The organism is Sphingomonas sp. UYP23 (assembly GCF_054059235.1).
In genome coordinates this window covers 3,300,254-3,319,397 of the sequence record NZ_JBSSBX010000001.1, presented here as the reverse complement: position 1 = coordinate 3,319,397, position 19,144 = coordinate 3,300,254, and the positions used below count along the sequence as shown (strand labels likewise).

The window sequence follows — 19,144 nt, the reverse complement described above, 5'->3', positions numbered from 1 at the left end:
GCTACACCGCGGTCTTGCCATATTCCTGCTTGGTCACCGGATGGCTGCTCGACAGCCCGCCATCGACCGCGATCGCCTGCCCGTTGACATAGCTCGCCGCATCCGACGCGAGGAACGCCGCGACTTCCGCCAGTTCCTCGGGCTGAGCACCGCGGCGCAGCGGGTTGAGCCGGCCGACACGGTCGATCTTGCCCGCCTCGCGCGCATAATCGAAGGTCGGCTTGGTCATTCCGGTCTCGGTCAACCCTGGGCAGATCGCATTGACGCGCACGTTCGACCCCGCAAGCTGCTGCGCCGACACCATCGCGAGGTTGATCACCCCCGCTTTCGACGCCGAATAGGCCGGGGACCCGGCCCCCGAGCGGATCCCAGCAACGCTCGCGGTCAGCACGATCGCCCCGCCGCCGCGCTCGGCGATCTTGGGGGCGGCGTGTTTGATCGCGAGGAACGGGCCGATCAGATTGACGCGCAGCACTTCGGTGATGAGCGCGACATCGGTATCAAACAGGTTTGCCATTCCCCCGGAAATGCCGGCATTGGCGAACATGATGTCGAGCCCGCCATAGGTCTCGCACGCGACGGTCACCGCGCGGATCACGTCGTCCTCGTTGCCCGCATCGATCTGGATCGCGTGAGCGGTGCCACCCGCCTGCGCGATGAGCGCGGCGGTTTCGTGGACCGTGTCGCTCAGGTCGGCGACGATCACGCTGCCGCCGTCCTTCGCGAACAGCAACGCCGTGGCGCGTCCGATCCCCGAGCCCGCGCCGGTAACGATGATCGATTTTCCGCTGAACCGTGCCATGTCGTTTTCTCCTAAATCGTCACGCCGCCATCGAGCACGATCGTCTGCCCGGTCATGAAGCTGCTCGCCGCGCTTGCGAGGAAAACGACCGCACCGGCGATCTCCTCGGGCTCGCCGATCCGGCGCAAGGGCACGGTCTTGTTCGCGGCCTCGATCCGCTCGGGATCCTCCCACAGCGCGCGCGCGAAATCGGTCTTGATCAGCCCGGGCGCGATGCAGTTGACGCGGACGTTGTCGGGCCCGAATTCATGCGCGAGGTTGCGCGCGAGCTGCATGTCGGCGGCCTTGGAGATGCAGTACGCGCCGATCACCGTCGACCCGCGCAGGCCGCCGATCGACGACACGATGATGATGCTGCCCGACCGGCGCTCGCGCATCTCGGGCGCGACCATCGAAATCAACCAGTGGTTCGAGACGATATTGTTGTCGAGGATCTTGCGGAACTGCTCGTCGGCGATCCCTCCCTGCGGGCCATAATAGGGGTTCGAGGCGGCGTTGCAGACGAGCACGTCGATCTGGCCGAACGCGGCGCGGGTGGCATCGACGAGATGCTGGAGCCCCGCTTTGTCGGAGATGTTGGCGGCGACCGCGATCGCGGTGCCCTCACCGAAGCGCGCGTTGAGCTCGGCGGCGACCGCATCGCAGGCGTCCTGCTTGCGGCTCGAGATGACGACCTTGGCGCCGTGTTCGGCGAGCTCGAACGCGCTCGCCTTGCCGATCCCGCGCGAGGACCCGGTGACGATGGCGACTTTGCCGGTAAGATCGAATTGCGACATGGCTTCTACTGCTCCCCTCCCGCTTGCGGGAGGGGCTGGGGGAGGGCCTGTCCGCACAAGCGCTCCGCCACGTCCCTCCCCTAACCCCTCCCGCAAGCGGGAGGGGAATGAGACTTACGCCCCCGCCTTCACCGCGAAATCCCACGCCGCATCGGCCAGCCGGTACACCCCCGCCGCCGACTTCTCCGCCTGCGCGCTCGACGCGGTCCCCTCGACGATCCGCTTCTTGATCCCCTGGACGATCCCCGTCAGCCGGAAGAGATTGTACGAGAAATACCAGTTGAGGTCAGGCACCCCGTCACGCCCCGTCGCCGCGCAATAGCGCTCGACCATCGCCTCGATCGTCGGGATCCCCGTTTCCGGCCCAGTATGCCCGAGCACCCCTGACCGGCCCTCGGGCGCCGTCACCCAGCTCATCAGGAAATAGGAGAAGTCCGCGAGCGGATCCCCAAGCGTCGACAATTCCCAGTCGAGCAGCGCGATCACGCGCGGCTCGTCACGCGCGAAGATCATGTTGTCGATGCGGTAATCGCCATGCACCACCGATGTCCGCGTCTGCTCGGGCACCGTCCGGCCGAGATACTCGATCAGTCTCTCGACCTGCGGCATGGGCTCGGTCTCGGACGCGCGATACTGTTTGGTCCAGCGCGCGACCTGGCGCTCGAAATAATTGCCCGGTCGGCCATATTCGCCGAGCCCCGCCGCGACATGGTCGGTGTTATGCAACGCCGCGAGCGTGTCGCACATCGCGTTATAGATTCCGGTACGCTGGTCGGGCGTGTAGTCGGGCAAGGTGCCGTCCCACAGATTGCGGCCGTCGGCAAAGCCCATCACGTAGAAATCGGTGCCGATCACCGCGGGATCGATGCACAGACCATAAGGCTTGGCGACCGGAAAACCCGTCGGATAGAGCCCGGCAATCACCCGATACTCCCGGTCGACCGCATGCGCCGAGGGCAACAGCACCCCCATCGGCTTGCGCCGCAGCACATAGGTGCCCGACGGGGACTCGAACTTGAAGGTCGGGTTCGACTGCCCGCCGGCGAACTTCGCGTAGGTCAGCGGCCCCACGAAACCCTCGACATGGGCGACCATCCAGGCCGTCAGCGCGGCCTCGTCGAGCCGGTCCTTGTCCGGAACGGCGATCGTCTGCGGCGCGAAATCGTCCATCACGAAAACTCGATCACGGAGCGCACGGTGTCGCCGGTCCGCAGATTGGCGAGTGCATGGTTGACGTCCTCGAGCTTGATCCGCTCGGCGACCATCGTGTCCAGATCGAGCTTGCCGTCGAGGTACATCTGCACCAGCCGCGGCAGATCGATCGGGAAGCGCGTCGAGCCCAGCAGCGAGCCCTGCAGCTTCTTCCCCGTCAGGAAGGTCGGCCCGGCGATCTTCACCTCATTGCCCGGCGCGATCATCCCGAGGATCGTCGCGGTGCCGCCGCGCCGCAGGATCGTCCAGGCGAGCTCGGCGGTGTTGCTCCGCCCGACCGCCTCGATCGCATAATGCACCCCGCCGCCGGTCATTCCGAACACCTTCTTGGCGAGATCGGCGTCGTTCGAATCGAGCGTGTGCGTCGCGCCGAGCTTCTCGGCGAGCGCGCGCTTGTCGGCGACGGGGTCGATCGCGATGATCTGCCCCGCGCCTGCGATCTTGGCGGCGTTGATCGCAGCGAGCCCGATCCCGCCGCAGCCGATCACCGCGACGCTCTCGCCGGGGCGCAACTGGCTGTCGTTGAAGATCGACCCTGCGCCGGTGATGACCGCGCAGCCGAGCAAGGCGGCACGGTCGAGCGGCATCTCCTTGCTGATCGCAACGCAAGCGTTTTCGTGGACCAGCATCATCTCGGCGAACGCCGAGAGGTTGAGGAACGGCGCGAGCGGCGTGCCGTCTTGCAGACTCAACCGTGGCGGCGCGCCCTTGGGCCGCCGCGTCGAGGGATCGACGCACAAGGACGGCCGCCCGGTGACGCACATCTCGCACGCACCGCAGAACACCGTGAAGAAGGTGATGACATGATCGCCGACCTTGAGATGCGCGACGTCCGACCCGACCGCCTCGACGATCCCCGCCGCCTCGTGCCCCGGCACCGTCGGCATCGGATGCGGGAAGGCGCCGTCGACGAAGTGGAGGTCGCTGCGGCACACCCCGCACGCGACAGTGCGGATCAGCACTTCGCGCGGGCCCGGATCGGAGATCGCGACGTCGTCGATCACCAGCTCGGTGTTGGGGGCGTAGAGGATGGCTGCTTTCATCTCAACTCCGTCGCCCCGGCGAAGGCCGGGGCCGTTGCGCTCTGTGGCACTTGGTCGGCACTATAACCCAGCGGCCCCGGCCTGCGCCGGGGCGACGAGGTTACCGCCGCACCGCATCCTTCGCCGCAACCGCGGCTGGCAGATCGGCATATTTCCCGAACTCGTTCCGCGCGATGGCCCGGTTGTGCACCTCGTCCGGCCCATCGGCGAAGCGCAGCGTCCGCATCGCCGCCCAATCATGCGCCAGCGCAAAATCGCCCGAGACGCCACCGCCACCATGCGCCTGGATCGCATCGTCGAGGATCTTGAGCGCCATGTTGGGCGCCTGCACCTTGATCATCGCAATTTCCTGCTGCGCCGACTTGTTGCCCGCCTTGTCCATCATGTCGGCGGCCTTGAGGCACAGCAGCCGCGTCATCTCGATGTCGATCCGTGCGCGCGCGATGCGCTCCTCCCACACCGACTGGTCGGCAATCCGCTTGCCGAACGCGACGCGCGTCAGCAGCCGCTTGGCCATCGCCTCGATGCCGGTCTCGGCGACGCCGATCGTGCGCATGCAGTGATGGATGCGGCCCGGCCCGAGCCGACCCTGCGCGATCTCGAACCCGCGGCCCTCGCCGAGCAGGATGTTCTCGGCGGGTACGCGGACATTCTCGAGCACGACTTCGCCGTGGCCGTGCGGCGCATGGTCATAGCCATAGACCGACAGCATCCGCTTGATCGTCACGCCCGGCGCATCCATCGGCACGAGGATCTGGCTCTGCTGGCTGTGACGCGCGGCGTCGGGGTTGGTCTTACCCATCGTGATGGCGATCTTACAGCGCGGATCGCCGACGCCCGACGACCACCATTTCGTGCCGTTGATGACATAGTCGTCGCCGTCACGGACGATCGAGGTCTCGATATTGGTCGCGTCGGACGAGGCGACCGCCGGTTCGGTCATCAGGAAGGCCGAGCGGATCTCGCCATTCATCAGCGGGCGCAGCCAGCGCTCCTTCTGTTCGAGCGTGCCGTAGCGGTGGAGCACCTCCATATTGCCGGTGTCGGGTGCCGAGCAGTTGAAGCATTCGCTCGCCCAGCCGACCTTGCCCATCTCCTCGGCGCATAACGCATATTCGAGGTTGGTCAGCTGCGTGCCTTCGAAGACGAACGAATCGTCGACATGGCTCTGCCCCGAATGCGGCGGCATGAAGAAATTCCACAGGCCGGCGGCCTTGGTCTTTTCCTTCATCTCCTCGATCACCGGAATGACCTTCCAGCGCTCGCCGCTGTGGTGCTGCTCGTCATATTCAGCCTGGCGCGGGCGGATCTGCTGGTCGATGAACGCCTTCACGCGATCCCGGAAATAGATCTCGCGTTCGCTGAAGCTGAAGTCCATCTGCTCTCTCCAATCGGGTCGTTGCGAGGCTGGGTATACCGTACCGCGTTTTCGGTAAAGCGTCTTTGGCGCGGAAAAGCCACGCATTGACCGCGCTCAACAAAGGGACTGTTTCTTCTAAAAGATGATGGTACAGATTGTCGGATGGAGGCCAGCAACACCGTTCCGACCGAGGAAGAGACCAGCACCAAGCGCTTCCGCGCCAAGCGCGATGCGATCCTCGCCGCCGCCGCCGAGGCAATCAACGAGCAGAGCGCGAAAGGCATGACCTTCGCCGATGTCGCGCGCCGCGTCGGGCTCAACACGACGAGCGTCACCTACTATTTCAAGCGCAAGGAAGACCTTGCCGCTGCCTGTTTCGAGTATACGCTCGAAAAGCTGCTGGCGATGCTCGACGAATCGCTGCTCGAGCCGACACCGCAGGCGCGCGTCGCGAAATACCTTTCGCTCAACATGGTGCGGCTCGCGCGGATCCAGCGTGGCGAGGAAACCGCCTTCGCGATCCTCTCCGATCTGCGCGCGACGGAGGAGCCCGTGCTCGGCCGGCTGATGGCGGGCTGGCGCGAAGTATTCCGCAAGACCCGCAGCCTGTGGGGCCCCGCCGCCAACCGCGCGCAGACCGATCTCCACGGCGGGCGCGCGCATGTGCTGCTCGAAAACACCTTCTGGCTGCCGATCTGGCTGACGCGCTACGACCCCGACCAATATCCGCGCGTTGAGGAACGGCTGATGGATGTGTTCGCGCACGGCATCGCCGGACCGAGAGCGACCTGGGACCCCGAGCTGATCGACCTGGCGCATGACGAGCCCGAACCGGGGCGCGAGGCGTTCCTGCTGGCGGCAACGCGTCTGATCAACCAGCTCGGCTATCGCGGCGCCTCGGTGCAGAAGATCGCGTCCGAACTCAACGTCACCAAGGGCAGCTTCTACCACCATCTCGATGCCAAGGACGATCTTGTGCTCGCTTGCTACAAGCGGAGCCTCGATACCGTGGCCGATGCGCAGCGGCTCGCCGACGAGCGCGGCGGGAGCCATTGGGAGCGGCTGTCGGGGACGATCGCAACCCTGCTCGACGTCCAGTTTTCCGAGCGCGGCCCACTGCTGCGCACGACGGCGCTGTCGGGCCTGCCGAGCGAATCGCGCACGCAGATGGTCGATCGTTCGAACCGTATCGCGCGCCGCTTCGCCGGGACCATGAGCGACGGCATCGCCGAAGGCTCGATCCGCCCGGTCGATCCGCTGATCGCGGCGCAGGCGCTGATGGCGATGCAGAACGCTGCGTTCGACATGCGAAAATGGGCGCATACGATGACGCGCGAGCGCGCAATCGGATATTATGCATCGACGCTGGCGTTCGGCTTGTTCGACGACCGGATCTTACAACAATAGTCGTCGCCCCGGCGCAGGCCGGGGTCGCTGAGGTGTGGCACGGCCATCGTTTCACAACCCAGCGGCCCCGGCTCCCGCCGGGGTGACGCGCGAGACAAGGACACTCTCATGGCCGACATGGCGCGTTTCGATTGGGCAGACCCCTTCTTCCTCGACGATCAGCTCGAAGATGACGAGCGGATGATCCGCGATTCGGCGCGGGCCTATGCGCAGGACAAGCTCGCCCCGCGGATCATCGACGCCTTCCAAAACGAAACCACCGACCCCGAAATCTTCCGCGAGATGGGCGCACAAGGGCTGCTCGGCCCGACCGTGCCCGAGGAATATGGCGGCGTCGGCGCATCGTACGTCGCTTACGGCCTCGTCGCGCGCGAGGTCGAGCGGGTCGATTCGGGCTATCGCTCGATGATGTCGGTCCAGTCGAGCCTCGTGATGTACCCGATCTTCGCGTACGGCTCGGAGGCGCAGAAGCGGAAGTATCTGCCCAAGCTGGCGAGCGGCGAATGGATCGGCTGCTTCGGCCTGACCGAGCCCGACGCCGGCTCCGACCCCGGCAGCATGACGACGCGCGCGACGAAGATCGACGGCGGCTATCTGCTGTCGGGCGCCAAGACCTGGATCTCCAATTCGCCGATCGCCGATGTGTTCGTCATCTGGGCGAAATCGGAGGCGCATGGCGACGGGATCCGTGGCTTCATCGTCGAGAAGGGTGCGAAGGGCCTCGCTACCCCCAAGATCGAGGGCAAGCTCAGCTTGCGCGCTTCGATCACCGGCATGATCCTGATGGACGAGATCGAGCTGTCCGAGGACGCTTTGCTCCCCGACGTGCAGGGGCTGAAAGGGCCATTCGGCTGCCTCAACCGCGCGCGCTACGGGATCAGCTGGGGCGCGCTCGGTGCCGCCGAATTCTGCTTCCACGCGGCACGCCAGTACGGCCTCGACCGCAACCAGTTTGGCACCCCGCTCGCCGGGCGCCAGCTCTACCAGAAGAAGCTCGCTGACATGGAGACCGAGATCGCGCTCGGGCTGCAGGCGTCGCTCCGTGTCGGCCGCCTGATGGATGCCGGCAAGTTCGCCCCCGAGATGATCTCGATCGTCAAACGCAACAATGTTGGCAAGGCGCTCGATATCGCGCGGATGAGCCGCGACATGCACGGCGGCAACGGCATTTCGGGCGAATATCAGGTGATGCGCCACATGATGAACCTCGAGACGGTCAACACCTATGAAGGCGCGCACGACGTCCATGCGCTGATCCTCGGACGTGCGATCACGGGAATCGCGGCGTTCTAGCGATCGGAGGTTTCGCCTCACCCCGGCGCAGACCGGAGGAGGTTCATTCGGGAGAGCTTGAATGGCACCACCGCCCCTAGCCGGCCTGCGGATCCTCGAAATGGCGGGGATCGGGCCGGGGCCGTTCTGCGGGATGATGCTGGCCGATCACGGCGCCGAGGTGATCCGCGTCGTGCGTCCCGGCCCACCGGGGATGGCAGACCCGACGCGCGACCCGCTGCTGCGCTCACGCCGCACGATCGCGCTCGATCTCAAGAAGCCCGAAGCGGTCGCCGCGGTGCGCCGCCTTGCTGCCACGTGCGACGGCTTGATCGAGGGCTTCCGCCCAGGCGTGATGGAGCGGCTCGGCCTCGGGCCGGATCTGTTGCTCGGCGACAACCCGGCACTCGTGTATGGCCGCATGACCGGCTGGGGGCAGACCGGTCCGCTCGCCGACGCGCCGGGGCACGACATCGATTATATCGCGATCTCGGGCACACTCCACGCGCTGGGCGAGGCTGGCCGCAAGCCGACCGCGCCGATCAACCTCGTCGGCGATTTCGGCGGGGGCGGGATGATGCTCGCTTTCGGGATGCTCGCTGCGATCTTGCAGGCGCAGGCGAGCGGCACGGGCCAGGTCGTCGATTGCGCCATGACCGAAGGATCGGCGGTGCTTGCCAGCATGATCTGGGGGTTTCGCGGCATGGGCCAGTGGAGCGACGCGCGCGGCACGCACCTGCTCGACGGCGGTGCGCATTTCTACGACACCTATGAAACCGCCGACGGCCGATGGATCGCCGTCGGCGCGATCGAACCGCAATTCTACGCCGCCTTGCGCCGCGTGATGCAGCTCGACGGCGCCGAATGGGACGCGCAATTTGCGCCCGCCGTCTGGCCGCGGCTCAAGCAGGAGCTCGCGTATCGCTTCAAGCAGCGCGACCGCGACGCCTGGGTCGCGGCGTTCGAGGGCCACGAAGCCTGCGTCGCACCGGTGCTCGGCTTCGAAGAAGCGGCGGCGCATCCGCACAACGTCGCGCGCCAGGCCTTCGTCACCGCGGGCGGCGTGACGCAGCCCGCCCCGGCCCCGCGCTATTCGCTTAGCGCGACGGTGCCGCCGCGCATGGCGGGCGACACCGATGGTCACGCTATATTGAGCGAAGCCGGCTTTGCCCCCGCCGAGATCGAAGCGCTGCTCGGTTAGGCGATCACCGGCTTGCGCGCGAACACGCCGTAGCAGCCGATGATCGCATAGCAGGCCGCCGGCAGGATCATGGCGAAGCGCAGCGTGCTGTGATCCGCGATCAGCCCGGTCAGCGGCGGAATGATCGCCCCGCCAACGATCGCCATCGCCAGCACGCCCGACCCTTCGGCCGCGCGCTTGCCGAGCCCTTCGCTCGCCAGGCTGAAGATCGTCGGGAACATGATCGAATTGGTCAGCCCGATCGCGAGCAGCGACCAGCCCGAGACGAGCCCGGTGCTGTGCGTCGACAGCGCGATCAACGCGATCCCCGCGATCGCGACGCCGGCGAGCACCTTCCCCGGCGATACATAGCGCAGCACCGCCGCGCCGATGAAGCGCCCGACCAGCGCGCCACCCCAGTAGAAGGGCACGTGCTTGCCCGCCGCTTCGGCGCCGAGCGCCAGCGTATCGGCCTGGGTCAGATAGCTGACGATCAGCGAGCCGATCGCGACTTCGGCGCCGACATAGAGGAAGATGCACAGCGTGCCGAAGCCGAAGCGCGGCATCAGCAGCAGCGCGAACGCCTTGACGATGCTGCCCTGGTCATCGACCGCGGTCGGCAGCCGGTTGCGGCGCGTCCACACCACGGCCGCGACGATCACCAGCGCGACCGCGAGCCCGATATAGGTGTGCACGACGGTCTGCGTTTCGGCGGTGCGATAGGCGTAGAGCGCCGCGCCGGTCAGCGTCTTGGGATTGATCGTCGCGAGCGACCCGAGGATCAGGATCGATCCGACATACGGGAAGATCGTCGTGCCGAGCGAGTTGAACGCCTGCGCGAAGGTCAGTCGGCTGGACGCGGTCTTGGGCGGCCCGAGCAGCGAGATCAGCGGGTTCGCGACGACCTGCACCATCGTGATGCCGGCCGCGAGCACGAACAGCGCGAGGAGGAACACGGCAAACGTGCCCGATTGCGACGCTGGAATGAACAACAGGCAGCCCGCCGTCATCGTGAGCAGCCCGATCGACGCCGAGCGCATATAGCCAGCCTTGCGCACGATCGCCGCGGCAGGGATCGAGAAGACGAAATAGGCCGCGAAGAACGCCGATTGCACGAGCAGCGCCTGCGCGTAGCTCAGCGTGAACAGGTCCTTGAGCTTGGGGATGATCACATCGTTGAGGCTGGTGATCCCGCCGAAGATGAAGAACAGGGCGAACACGAACACCTGCAGATCGGGGGCGTTGATCCCCTTGGTTGCGATCTCGTCGGTGCCGTTAGGCGTGGCGGCATCTATGTGCATAAGCGGTCCCTGCATTGGCCGCTTGCGCCGCCTGTCTCTCTCGGCGCCCTCCATGCCCGCGCAAAGCCCGGTCTGGCAATCCGCAGAATGCCATGCGATACTCTGCCGATAGAACAATCCGGATCAGGAGAGTCCGCCATGGCCACCGCCGCCGTCGCTCGCGTCGAGATGTCCGAAGCCGAATGGGAAGCGCGCCAGGAGCTCGCCGCCTGTTACCGTGTCTTTGCGATGCTCGGCTGGTCGGAGATGATCTACAACCACATCACGCTCAAGATCCCGGGCGAGGACGGCGCCTTCCTGATCAACCCGTTCGGGCTGCATTTCAGCGAGGTGACGGCATCGAGCCTGGTCAAGATCGATATCGACGGCAACAAGCTCGACGACAATCCCTATCCGGTCAATCGTGCAGGCTTCGTGCAGCACGCGCTGTTCCACCGGCATTTGCCCGACGCGCATTGCATCATGCACACGCACACCACTGCCGGGATGGCGGTCAGTTCGCTCGAGGGTGGGCTGCGCGCGACCAATTTCTACGCGTGCAACTTCGCGGGGCAGATCGCCTACCATGATTTCGAGGGCGTCACGGTGCGCGACGAGGAGGGCGCGCGCCTGCTCGAGCATCTCGGATCCAAGCGCGTGATGCTGCTCAAGAACCACGGCATCCTGGTGATGGGCCGGACCCTGCCCGAGGCCTTCATCAAACACTGGTCGCTGCAGCGTGCCTGCGAGATTCAGATCGCCACCATGTCGATGGGCACCGCGATCGAAGTCACGCCCGACGTCGTCGCGGTACATCAGCGCGATCTGCACATGGCGCAGGTTCCGGGCGGCCCGGGAGCTGCCGACTTCGCCGCGATGGTGCGGCTCGTCGACAAGATCGACACCGGCTGGCGCGCCTGACCCCGACAAACTGAACTTAATCAGCAACGTACGTTATTAGCATTGCCTCCCACGCGGACGCGCTTAACCTCCGTTAGGCCCGTATCGTGTGGAGACAAAAATGCTGAAGATTCTGCTTGCCGCCGCGACGCTCTCGCTCGCAGCGACGCCTGCCATGGCCGCGCCGTGCAAGGACGCCAAGGGGCGCTTCATGAAGTGTCCGCCGGCCAAGCCGGTCGCGACCAAGTGCCGGCTGAACGGCAAGTTCGCCAAATGCGGCACGCCCGGCGCCAAGCCTGCCTGATACCTGTCGGGGCGGCGCCGTGCCGCCCCGCACGCTTCACCCGAAGCGATAGCCCGACACCACCCAGCCGAGCACGACATCGCGGTAATCGCAGACCGCTGCATCGCCGCCACCAGCGCCGAGCGCGACCATCAGCGGGAGCAGATGCTCGGCCGCGGGATGCGCGAAATGCGCGTTCGGCAACGTCTCCCACGCGGCGATGCGCGCGGCGCGCGCCACCGGATCGGGATCGGTCGCTGCCGTTGTCAGCGCGACGTCCCAAGCCTCGGCGACCGGCGTGACCTGCGGGCCCCGCGCGCGGAGGTTGTGGAAACTCATCCCCGATCCGACGATCAGCACGCCTTCGTCGCGCAGCGGCGCCAGCGCGCGCCCGATCGCGATATGCCCCGCGGGATCGAGATCGGCGCGCAGCGAAAGCTGGACGAGCGGAATGTCAGCATCGGGCACCGCGACCATCATCGGGATGAACACGCCGTGGTCCCAGCCGCGGTCCTCGCCATGATTCGCGATTCCCGCTGCCGAGAGCAACACGCTCACCCGCTGTGCGAGCGCGGAATCGCCACGCGATGGCCAGTCGAGCTGATAGGTATGCGGCGGGAAGCCGAAATAGTCGAAATCGAGCGGATGCCCGTCGCCGGTGTTGATCGCGAGTTCGGGCGTCTCCCAATGCCCCGACACGAGCAGAATCGCGCGCGGCCGTTCGGGCAGCGACCCGATCAGTCCGGCGAGATAGGCCTGCATCGGCCGCCACATCGGATCGGGCGGACCACCGGCGGGATCCATGAAGAAGCACGGGCCGCCGCCATGCGGGATGAAAAGCGTGGGGAGTTTCATGCACACCTCTATCGCGCCGGGTTGCCGCGCCGACAATCGCGCTGCGCGAAACGGCGCGTTTCGCGGGCGGCCTCCTCGCTTGCCCGCAAGGTCAGGCGCGGGCATGGTCGCCGCATGGTCAAGACGAGTGCCCCCTGCCCTGCGACGGTGTGCGAGCGACGCGCATGACGCGCTTCACCGTCAACAACCAGCCGGTCCAGTACAAGATGGCGCCCGACACGCCGTTGCTCTGGGCGCTGCGCGATGCGTCGAACCTCACCGGCACCAAATATGGCTGCGGCACGGGCGACTGCGGCGCCTGCACCGTCGATATCGATGGCGAAGCAGTGCGGTCGTGCCAGCGCACGATCGGCGCGGTCGAGGGCAGTTATGTCACGACGATCGAAGGCCTGTCGCGCGACCGGTCGCATCCGGTGCAGATGGCGTTTCTCGACAAGAACGTGGTGCAATGCGGCTTCTGCATCCCCGGCATCATCATGGCCGCCGCCGTCCTGCTCAAGAAGAACCGCAATCCGAACGAGGACGATATTCGCGCCGGCATCACCAACCTGTGCCGCTGCGGCGTCTATCCGCGACTCGTCGAGGCGATCCTGCTCGCGGCGAGCGTACAGCGCGGGGACGAGACGATCGCGGCGCCGCCCCGCCCCGGGATCACGCCCGCCGAGGCCGCGCGCGAAGTCCCCGCACTCTCCCCGCCAAGATGAGCCAAAGCTTTCGCAACGCTGTCATCCGAATTCAGCCACGGCTCATCGCGCGCAGAGCATAAGCAGTTTAACGACCGGGCATGCTGTCCGGACGAAGATGAGGAAGTATCGATGCGCAAGTCTTTGCTCGCCGCGATCATGGCGGCTTCTGCGTTGATCCCCGCCGCGGCGATGGCGCAGGATAATGGCGACCGGCCGAATCGCGGCGACGGTCAAGGGCGCCGCGGCCAGCAAGAGGGGCAAGGCGAAGGCCGGCCGCAGCGCCAAGCGATTCCGGGCGCCGAAGGCCGTACCAATTGGCAGCGTCCACAAACCCAGCCGCAGGCGCCCGCGCAGGCCCAGCCGCCGGTACAAGTCCAGCAGCAATCGCAGCAGCGCCCCGATCGTCAAGGCGGTGGCGGCCGCGACTTTGGCGGGCGTGGCGACTATCGCGGCCAGCCGCAGGGTGCGCCGCCGCAGGGTGTGCCACCCCAGGTACAGGGCGGCGGCCAGCCCGGCTTTCCCGGCGGCCAACCCGGTGGTCGCCCAGGCTTCGACCGCGGCCAGCGCGACGGCCGCCCGGATTTCAACGGCGGGCAACGCGACGGTCGGCAGGACTTCAATCGCGGTCCGCGCGATGGTCGTCCAGGCTTCGAAGGCGGCCCGCGCGACGGGCGCCCGGCCTTCGACGGGCAGCAGCGCGGCGGTGATTTCCGCGACAACGATCGCGGCGATCCCCGCAACGGGCTGCGCAACGGACGCGGCGGCGACTTCCGCGGGAATGACGGGCGCTTCGGGGATCGCGGCAATGGTGGGAGCTATGCCGGCGGCTACGGCCGAGGCGACAATCGTGGCGACTGGAACCGCGATTGGCGGCGCGACAACCGCTATAACTACAACAGCTATCGCAGCCAGAACCGCAATGCCTACCATCTCCCGCGCTATTACGCGCCGTCGGGCTGGTCGGGCGGATATCGCCGCTTCTCGGTCGGCTTCTCGCTGAGCTCGGTGCTGTTCAACCAGAACTACTGGATCGACGACGCCGATTATTACCGCCTGCCGCCGGCCTACGGTCCGTATCGCTGGGTGCGCTATTACAATGACGCACTGCTGGTCGATATCCGCACCGGCTATGTCGTCGACACGGTGTACGACATCTTCTGGTAAGCGCCGGAAGACCGACCTCGGGGTTCGCAGGCACTCGCCTTGCGGACCCCTTGTTTTTTCGAGCGTCCGCGACAAAGTCGCGCGCATGGCTCTCTTTGCAAAGAAACCCAACGGCGCCTCGCCGCTGCGGCGACAGTTCGGCGAAACCGTCTCGGCGCGGCTCGATGCCAATCCCGGAGTCACGCGTTTCGCGGTCGATGGCGCGCAGATCTATCAGCACCCCGACTTTCTCGACGCCGCGACCTGCGACGCGCTCGTTGCGATGATCGACGCCAACAAGCGCCGCTCGACCGTGCTCGCCGAGGAAAACATCCAAGAATTCCGCACCAGCGAGAGCTGCGACATGGATCGCTGGTCGCCCGAAGTCCGCCCGACCAACGAGGCGATCGCGCACCTGCTCGGAATCGACCCCGTGCAGGGCGAGACGATGCAGGGCCAGCGCTACGCGGTCGGCCAGCATTTCCGCGCGCATTTCGATTATTTCAACGAGAAGCAGGCTTATTGGCCGCAGATGATCGAGACCGGCGGCCAGCGCACCTGGACCGCGATGATCTATCTCAACCATGTCGCGGAAGGCGGCGCGACCTGGTTCCCGCAGATCGGCATTCGCGTCGCACCCAAAAAGGGCCTGCTGCTCGCCTGGAACAACATGAACCGCGACGGCAGCCGCAATAGCGAGACGCTCCACGAAGGCATGCCGGTGGTGAGCGGCACCAAATATATCGTCACGAAATGGTTTCGCGAGGGGAAGTGGATCAAGGCCTGACGCCGACCGCTCCGGTTTGCGCTCCCACGCCAAGCGCGTAGGAGAGCGGGCAATGAACACCGTCCTCAACATCAGCCATTCGATCCTCGGCCAGCCCTGGCGCTGGCGCATGCTCGAGACCGACGCGCGCGACCCAGGCTTCGCGCCCGATGATCTCGTCACGCAATTGCTGCTCGCACGCGGCTGCCCGCGCGACGCGCTCGACGCGCACATGGCGCCGAGCATCCGCGGCTTCATGCCCGACCCCTCGATCTTCCGCGACATGGACCGCGCCGCCGACCGGCTCGCCGATGCGGTGCAGGCGGGCGAAAACCTCGCGATCTTCGGCGATTACGACGTCGACGGCGCAACCTCGGCGGCGCTGATGATCCTGCTGCTGCGCGATCTCGGGCTCGAGGCGCGGCCGTACATCCCGGATCGGATGCTCGAAGGCTATGGCCCGACTGGCCCGGCGCTGGTGCGCCTCAAGGACGAAGGCGCAACGCTGATCGTCACCGTCGATTGCGGCGCGCAGGCGTTCGACGCGCTCGCGACCGCGCGCGATGCCGGAGTCGACGTGCTGGTGGTCGATCACCACAAATGCGCCGCCGCGCTTCCGCATGCGCACGCTTTGGTCAATCCCAACCGGCTCGACGAGACCGAAGGCGCCGAGCACGGCCATCTTGCTGCGGTCGGGGTCGCGTTCCTCCTTGGCGCCGCGCTGGTCCGCACGTTGCGCGCGCGCGGCTTCTTCGCCGACCGGGCAGAGCCCAAACTGCTCGACCTGCTCGATCTCGTCGCGCTCGGCACCGTCGCCGACGTGGCCGCATTGCGCGGCCTCAACCGCGCCTTCGTCGCGCAGGGGCTCAAGGTGATGGCGCAGCGCCGCAACATCGGGCTCAACGCGCTGATCACCGCGTCGCGCCTGACGCGCGCGCCGATCAGCACCGATCTCGGCTTCGCGCTCGGCCCGCGGATCAACGCCGGGGGGCGCGTCGGCAAGTCCGATCTCGGCGTGCGCTTGCTCACGACGCGCGACCCGGCCGAGGCCGAGCGGATCGCCGTCGAGCTCGACCGCCTGAACGAGGAACGCCGCGCGATCGAGGGCATCGTCCAGGAAGCCGCCGAACTGATCGCGCTCAACCAGAGCAACCGCGCGGTGCTCGTCGTCGCGGGGCATGGCTGGCATCCGGGCGTGATCGGCATCGTCGCCGGGCGATTGAAGGAAAAATACGGCCGCCCTGCCCTGGTCATCGCGCTCGATGACGCCGGGCTCGGCAAGGGCTCGGGCCGTTCGATCACGGGCGTCGATCTCGGCGCGGCAGTGCTCGCGGCGAAAGAGGCGGGTCTGCTCGTCGCCGGCGGCGGACACGCGATGGCCGCAGGGCTGACGATCGCAGAGGACCAGGTCGATCCCTTCGCGGCCTTCCTCAGCGAGCGCCTCGAAGCGGCCGTAACTCGCGCGATGGGCGACCGCGCACTGTTGCTCGACGCGGTGTTGACCGCTGGCGGCGTCACACCCGATCTCGTCACCGCGATGGAGCTCGGCGGTCCCTATGGCATGGGCTGGCCGCAGCCGCGTGTCGTTGCCGGGCCGGTGCGGATCATCAAGGCCGATGTCGTCGGCAACGGCCATGTCCGCGCGATCGTCGCGGGCGATGGCGGGGGTTCGCTGAAAGCCGTCGCCTTCCGTCAGGCCGATACCGCGCTCGGCCAGGCGCTGCTCGGCGCCGCCCCACACCGCCGCCTGTGGCTCGCCGGCCGCGCCAAGATCGACGACTGGGGATCGCGGCCGGCGGCCGAACTCCACATCGACGACGCCGCCTGGGCCGATTGAGACGATTTCCTGCAAGAGATGGCTTGACCCGTGCCGCCAGTTTCCCTAACCGCCTCCAACCAACCGGCCACGCCGGCATGGCCCCTTCGTCTAGCGGTTAGGACGCGGCCCTTTCACGGCTGAAGCACGGGTTCGATTCCCGTAGGGGTCACCATCTTTCGGGAATTCGGCAGAAATCCAGCGTTCACCGCATCTTCACCCTCCGCAGGCATAGCGAACGGGCATAGCGAGACGCGAGATGGTCCACATGGCGACCCCCTGGAAACACCCCAAGACCGGGATCTACTACCTCAATCGGCAGATCCCGCTGCCGCTCCGGACGGAGTTCGGCGGCCGCGTCCACTGGAAGGAGTCGCTGCGAACGCGCGAACCCGACGAGGCCAGGCGCCTCTTCGTGGCCGCCAACGCCCGCCTCCAGATCCTCCTGGACGAAGCCGCCGTCCACGTCGCCAAGGCCGCCGCGAAGGACGAGATCACGCCCGAGCATGCCGCCGGAGCCGTCGCGCGGTTCCTCGATCGTCGTCCCGACGCCTGGTTCAAGCGCTATCCGAGCCTCGCGCTCACGTGGTGGCTCGAGAGCACGGCCCTCAGTCTGTTCGGCGTAAAGCCGGGCCTCACGCCGCCGTCCCCATCGAGCGACGATTACGCCGAGCGGATGATCGAACTGCGGCACGAGAAGCTGCTCGGCGCAGGCTGGATCGGCGCTCTGATGGATCTGCCCCGATCCAAGTGGATGGCGGCGGCCGGAGCGGTACTCGAGCCGCTGCTGGAAAGCGCCGATCCGCCCATTGCGCGAACGCCGGCCAACGAGGCGACGCTGATGGATGCGTGGAACGCGCGCGTCCGCGAGGATCACGCCACCCTGGTCGACGACGTGCAGGCGCCGCGCCGCGCGGGGTCGAAGCCCCGAGGACGGCCCGATCTGCGCTTCCGCGAACTTCTCGCCCTCTGGGCCGCTGTCAGGAAGCCGACGCTCCAGTCGCTTGCCGAAGCCACCGTCGCGGTAGAGGATCTCGTCGCTTTCGTCGGCGACGTTCCGGTCGAGGCGCTGACGTCCGACATGCTGATGGACTATCGCGACGAGGCAGCGCGGCTTGCCGCGAACATGCCCAGGGCGGATCGGCGTCTGGCGTTCCCGGACAGGGTCGCGAAACACGCCGGCACGGACGCGCCCCGCGTCAGCGGACCGACGCTCAAGAAGCGCATCGGCGCGGTGCAGGCGCTGTTGGGCTACGCTCATGAGCAGCGATTCGTCACGCACAACGTCGGCGTCGGCGTGCGTATCCAAGGCTACACGCGCAAGTCCGGGCGCCGCCGCAGCTTCCTCGACGGCGAACTCACGACCCTCTTCGGCAACGACCTGTTCGTCCGGCCGGCGCAGCTGCTCGATCGAAAGACGATAACCAGCGACCTGACCCTCTACTGGCTCTTCGTCCTGGGCTGCACGTCGGGCGCGCGCCTCGAGGAAGTCGGTCAGGCGCGGGTCGCGGACGTCAAGGTAGACGCCGACGTCCTCTACATCGACATAGACGACGCCGAGGCGCACGACGCGAACGCGGCCCTCCAGCCGAAACGGCTGAAGAACGACGGATCTCGGCGCGTCGTCCCGATCCATCATCATGCGACCGCGCTCGGCTTCGAACGCTACGTCGAGGCCCTGCGCTTCCACGGCCAGGAGCTGCTTTTCCCGGATCTGCGCGCCAACATGTACGGCAAGGTCACGCAGGATGCGAGCAAGCGCGCGAACCGTCTCGTCAACAGCGTCGTCGGCACCGACGATCGCCTCGTGTTCCACAGCCTGCGGCACAAGTTCAAGGACGAGGGCCGCGACGCCGACGTGCAGGACACGATCCTGGATCAGATCTGCGGACACGCTCCGGCTTCGGTCGGGGCGCGCTACGGGAGCGGTGCCGCGTTACGCTCGTTGAAGCGCAATCTTGCGAAGATCGCCTTCGAGTCCGTCGATTGGAACGGGCTTTCGGAAGCGGCGGCCGCCGTCGACTGGCGCAAGATGGTCGGGACGCATGTCGCACGGATCGCGGCGCGATCGGATGCCGGCGCGAGGATCAGCAGATGAGTGGGACCCACGTCTATACCTTGTTCGACCAGGATACCGACCAGATCGTCGCAGTCGGGTGCAGCCTCGTCGGTGTCGGTCTGCAGACGTTGGCGGACGGTCGCCCGAAGGTCTTCCTCGATGGCGAGGCAGTTACGCTTGACCGCCTCGTCGAACGGCTGACGGATCAGGCGAGTGTCATGCTCATGCCGTCCGACGGCACGCCGGGGCGGATGCGGATCGAGCGTCACCTGCTGCTTCCCTGACGGCTGCGTTGGAAGCGTCC

The 19,144-nt window shown here is 66.7% G+C and carries 18 protein-coding genes and 1 tRNA gene; 12 read left to right on the top strand and 7 right to left on the bottom strand.

Annotated features, from left to right (window positions below):
- Position 1: 1 nt before the first annotated feature.
- The 5 genes from ACVWYO_RS16345 to ACVWYO_RS16325 form a co-directional block, all read right to left on the bottom strand.
- On the bottom strand, positions 2-802 hold the full coding sequence (locus ACVWYO_RS16345; RefSeq protein WP_457352564.1) for an SDR family NAD(P)-dependent oxidoreductase: 801 nt from the start codon (positions 800-802) through the stop codon (positions 2-4).
- Positions 803-813: 11 nt separating this feature from the next.
- The gene (locus tag ACVWYO_RS16340; protein WP_457352562.1) at positions 814-1,578 is read right to left on the bottom strand and encodes an SDR family oxidoreductase; all 765 of its coding nucleotides are present in this window, start codon (positions 1,576-1,578) and stop codon (positions 814-816) included.
- Positions 1,579-1,692: 114 nt separating this feature from the next.
- A complete protein-coding gene (locus ACVWYO_RS16335) occupies positions 1,693-2,748 on the bottom strand; it encodes a phosphotransferase family protein (RefSeq protein ID WP_457352560.1) in 1,056 nt (351 codons plus the stop codon).
- Positions 2,748-3,833 (bottom strand): Zn-dependent alcohol dehydrogenase, encoded by a 1,086-nt coding sequence (locus ACVWYO_RS16330; RefSeq protein WP_457352558.1) that lies wholly within the window; start codon positions 3,831-3,833, stop codon positions 2,748-2,750. The genes ACVWYO_RS16335 and ACVWYO_RS16330 overlap by 1 nt, the downstream gene beginning before the upstream one ends.
- 100 nt (positions 3,834-3,933) lie before the next feature.
- Complete coding sequence (locus ACVWYO_RS16325; protein ID WP_457352556.1) at positions 3,934-5,211, bottom strand: acyl-CoA dehydrogenase family protein; 1,278 nt, start codon at positions 5,209-5,211, stop codon at positions 3,934-3,936.
- A gap of 144 nt (positions 5,212-5,355) precedes the next feature.
- Here ACVWYO_RS16325 and ACVWYO_RS16320 point away from each other — a divergent pair, with 144 nt between their 5' ends.
- The 3 genes from ACVWYO_RS16320 to ACVWYO_RS16310 all read left to right on the top strand — a co-directional run bounded on the left by ACVWYO_RS16320 (position 5,356) and on the right by ACVWYO_RS16310 (position 9,073).
- Positions 5,356-6,600, top strand: a complete 1,245-nt coding sequence (locus tag ACVWYO_RS16320) for a TetR/AcrR family transcriptional regulator (RefSeq protein WP_457352554.1) — start codon at positions 5,356-5,358, stop codon at positions 6,598-6,600.
- A 108-nt stretch (positions 6,601-6,708) separates the two neighbouring features.
- Positions 6,709-7,893, top strand: a complete 1,185-nt coding sequence (locus ACVWYO_RS16315) for an acyl-CoA dehydrogenase (protein ID WP_457352552.1) — start codon at positions 6,709-6,711, stop codon at positions 7,891-7,893.
- A gap of 61 nt (positions 7,894-7,954) precedes the next feature.
- Complete coding sequence (locus tag ACVWYO_RS16310) at positions 7,955-9,073, top strand: CaiB/BaiF CoA transferase family protein (protein WP_457352550.1); 1,119 nt, start codon at positions 7,955-7,957, stop codon at positions 9,071-9,073.
- Here the strand turns inward: ACVWYO_RS16310 and ACVWYO_RS16305 are convergent.
- Positions 9,070-10,353: a sugar MFS transporter gene (locus tag ACVWYO_RS16305; RefSeq protein ID WP_457352548.1), complete on the bottom strand. Its 1,284-nt coding sequence runs from the start codon at positions 10,351-10,353 to the stop codon at positions 9,070-9,072. The genes ACVWYO_RS16310 and ACVWYO_RS16305 overlap by 4 nt on opposite strands.
- A gap of 138 nt (positions 10,354-10,491) precedes the next feature.
- Between ACVWYO_RS16305 and ACVWYO_RS16300 the strand changes: the two genes are divergently transcribed.
- Both ACVWYO_RS16300 and ACVWYO_RS16295 read left to right on the top strand, forming a co-directional pair.
- Complete coding sequence (locus ACVWYO_RS16300) at positions 10,492-11,253, top strand: class II aldolase/adducin family protein (protein ID WP_457352546.1); 762 nt, start codon at positions 10,492-10,494, stop codon at positions 11,251-11,253.
- A 100-nt stretch (positions 11,254-11,353) separates the two neighbouring features.
- Positions 11,354-11,536: a hypothetical protein gene (locus ACVWYO_RS16295; protein WP_457352544.1), complete on the top strand. Its 183-nt coding sequence runs from the start codon at positions 11,354-11,356 to the stop codon at positions 11,534-11,536.
- Positions 11,537-11,572: 36 nt separating this feature from the next.
- Here ACVWYO_RS16295 and ACVWYO_RS16290 read toward each other — a convergent pair whose 3' ends face one another.
- Positions 11,573-12,370, bottom strand: coding sequence for a DODA-type extradiol aromatic ring-opening family dioxygenase (locus ACVWYO_RS16290; RefSeq protein WP_457352542.1), 798 nt, complete (start codon positions 12,368-12,370; stop codon positions 11,573-11,575).
- A 164-nt stretch (positions 12,371-12,534) separates the two neighbouring features.
- Here ACVWYO_RS16290 and ACVWYO_RS16285 point away from each other — a divergent pair, with 164 nt between their 5' ends.
- From ACVWYO_RS16285 to ACVWYO_RS16255, 7 genes are all read left to right on the top strand, one after another.
- Positions 12,535-13,074 (top strand): (2Fe-2S)-binding protein, encoded by a 540-nt coding sequence (locus ACVWYO_RS16285; RefSeq protein WP_457352540.1) that lies wholly within the window; start codon positions 12,535-12,537, stop codon positions 13,072-13,074.
- A gap of 111 nt (positions 13,075-13,185) precedes the next feature.
- The gene (locus ACVWYO_RS16280; protein WP_457352538.1) at positions 13,186-14,220 is read left to right on the top strand and encodes an RcnB family protein; all 1,035 of its coding nucleotides are present in this window, start codon (positions 13,186-13,188) and stop codon (positions 14,218-14,220) included.
- Positions 14,221-14,305: 85 nt separating this feature from the next.
- Positions 14,306-14,986: a prolyl hydroxylase family protein gene (locus ACVWYO_RS16275; RefSeq protein WP_457352536.1), complete on the top strand. Its 681-nt coding sequence runs from the start codon at positions 14,306-14,308 to the stop codon at positions 14,984-14,986.
- 52 nt (positions 14,987-15,038) lie between these two features.
- Positions 15,039-16,802: a single-stranded-DNA-specific exonuclease RecJ gene (gene recJ, locus ACVWYO_RS16270; protein ID WP_457352534.1), complete on the top strand. Its 1,764-nt coding sequence runs from the start codon at positions 15,039-15,041 to the stop codon at positions 16,800-16,802.
- Between the two features lie 79 nt (positions 16,803-16,881).
- Positions 16,882-16,956, top strand: a tRNA-Glu gene (locus ACVWYO_RS16265).
- A gap of 93 nt (positions 16,957-17,049) precedes the next feature.
- Positions 17,050-18,879 carry a DUF6538 domain-containing protein gene (locus ACVWYO_RS16260; RefSeq protein WP_457352532.1) on the top strand — a complete coding sequence of 610 codons (1,830 nt, stop codon included), beginning with the start codon at positions 17,050-17,052 and terminating at the stop codon, positions 18,877-18,879.
- Positions 18,876-19,124, top strand: a complete 249-nt coding sequence (locus ACVWYO_RS16255) for a hypothetical protein (protein ID WP_457352530.1) — start codon at positions 18,876-18,878, stop codon at positions 19,122-19,124. The genes ACVWYO_RS16260 and ACVWYO_RS16255 overlap by 4 nt, the downstream gene beginning before the upstream one ends.
- The last annotated feature ends 20 nt before the right edge of the window (positions 19,125-19,144 follow it).

What these genes read in the sequence shown, in the direction of transcription:
- ACVWYO_RS16330 (WP_457352558.1), bottom strand. Translation starts at nt 3,833, where the DNA reads ATGAAAGCAGCCATCCTCTACGCCCCCAACACCGAGCTGGTGATCGAC.
- recJ (WP_457352534.1), top strand. Translation starts at nt 15,039, where the DNA reads ATGAACACCGTCCTCAACATCAGCCATTCGATCCTCGGCCAGCCCTGG.
- ACVWYO_RS16295 (WP_457352544.1), top strand. Translation starts at nt 11,354, where the DNA reads ATGCTGAAGATTCTGCTTGCCGCCGCGACGCTCTCGCTCGCAGCGACG.
- ACVWYO_RS16305 (WP_457352548.1), bottom strand. Translation starts at nt 10,353, where the DNA reads ATGCACATAGATGCCGCCACGCCTAACGGCACCGACGAGATCGCAACC.
- ACVWYO_RS16290 (WP_457352542.1), bottom strand. Translation starts at nt 12,370, where the DNA reads ATGAAACTCCCCACGCTTTTCATCCCGCATGGCGGCGGCCCGTGCTTC.
- ACVWYO_RS16340 (WP_457352562.1), bottom strand. Translation starts at nt 1,578, where the DNA reads ATGTCGCAATTCGATCTTACCGGCAAAGTCGCCATCGTCACCGGGTCC.
- ACVWYO_RS16315 (WP_457352552.1), top strand. Translation starts at nt 6,709, where the DNA reads ATGGCCGACATGGCGCGTTTCGATTGGGCAGACCCCTTCTTCCTCGAC.
- ACVWYO_RS16300 (WP_457352546.1), top strand. Translation starts at nt 10,492, where the DNA reads ATGGCCACCGCCGCCGTCGCTCGCGTCGAGATGTCCGAAGCCGAATGG.
- ACVWYO_RS16255 (WP_457352530.1), top strand. Translation starts at nt 18,876, where the DNA reads ATGAGTGGGACCCACGTCTATACCTTGTTCGACCAGGATACCGACCAG.
- ACVWYO_RS16310 (WP_457352550.1), top strand. Translation starts at nt 7,955, where the DNA reads ATGGCACCACCGCCCCTAGCCGGCCTGCGGATCCTCGAAATGGCGGGG.
- ACVWYO_RS16320 (WP_457352554.1), top strand. Translation starts at nt 5,356, where the DNA reads ATGGAGGCCAGCAACACCGTTCCGACCGAGGAAGAGACCAGCACCAAG.
- ACVWYO_RS16335 (WP_457352560.1), bottom strand. Translation starts at nt 2,748, where the DNA reads ATGGACGATTTCGCGCCGCAGACGATCGCCGTTCCGGACAAGGACCGG.
- ACVWYO_RS16345 (WP_457352564.1), bottom strand. Translation starts at nt 802, where the DNA reads ATGGCACGGTTCAGCGGAAAATCGATCATCGTTACCGGCGCGGGCTCG.
- ACVWYO_RS16325 (WP_457352556.1), bottom strand. Translation starts at nt 5,211, where the DNA reads ATGGACTTCAGCTTCAGCGAACGCGAGATCTATTTCCGGGATCGCGTG.
- ACVWYO_RS16285 (WP_457352540.1), top strand. Translation starts at nt 12,535, where the DNA reads ATGACGCGCTTCACCGTCAACAACCAGCCGGTCCAGTACAAGATGGCG.
- ACVWYO_RS16280 (WP_457352538.1), top strand. Translation starts at nt 13,186, where the DNA reads ATGCGCAAGTCTTTGCTCGCCGCGATCATGGCGGCTTCTGCGTTGATC.
- ACVWYO_RS16275 (WP_457352536.1), top strand. Translation starts at nt 14,306, where the DNA reads ATGGCTCTCTTTGCAAAGAAACCCAACGGCGCCTCGCCGCTGCGGCGA.
- ACVWYO_RS16260 (WP_457352532.1), top strand. Translation starts at nt 17,050, where the DNA reads ATGGCGACCCCCTGGAAACACCCCAAGACCGGGATCTACTACCTCAAT.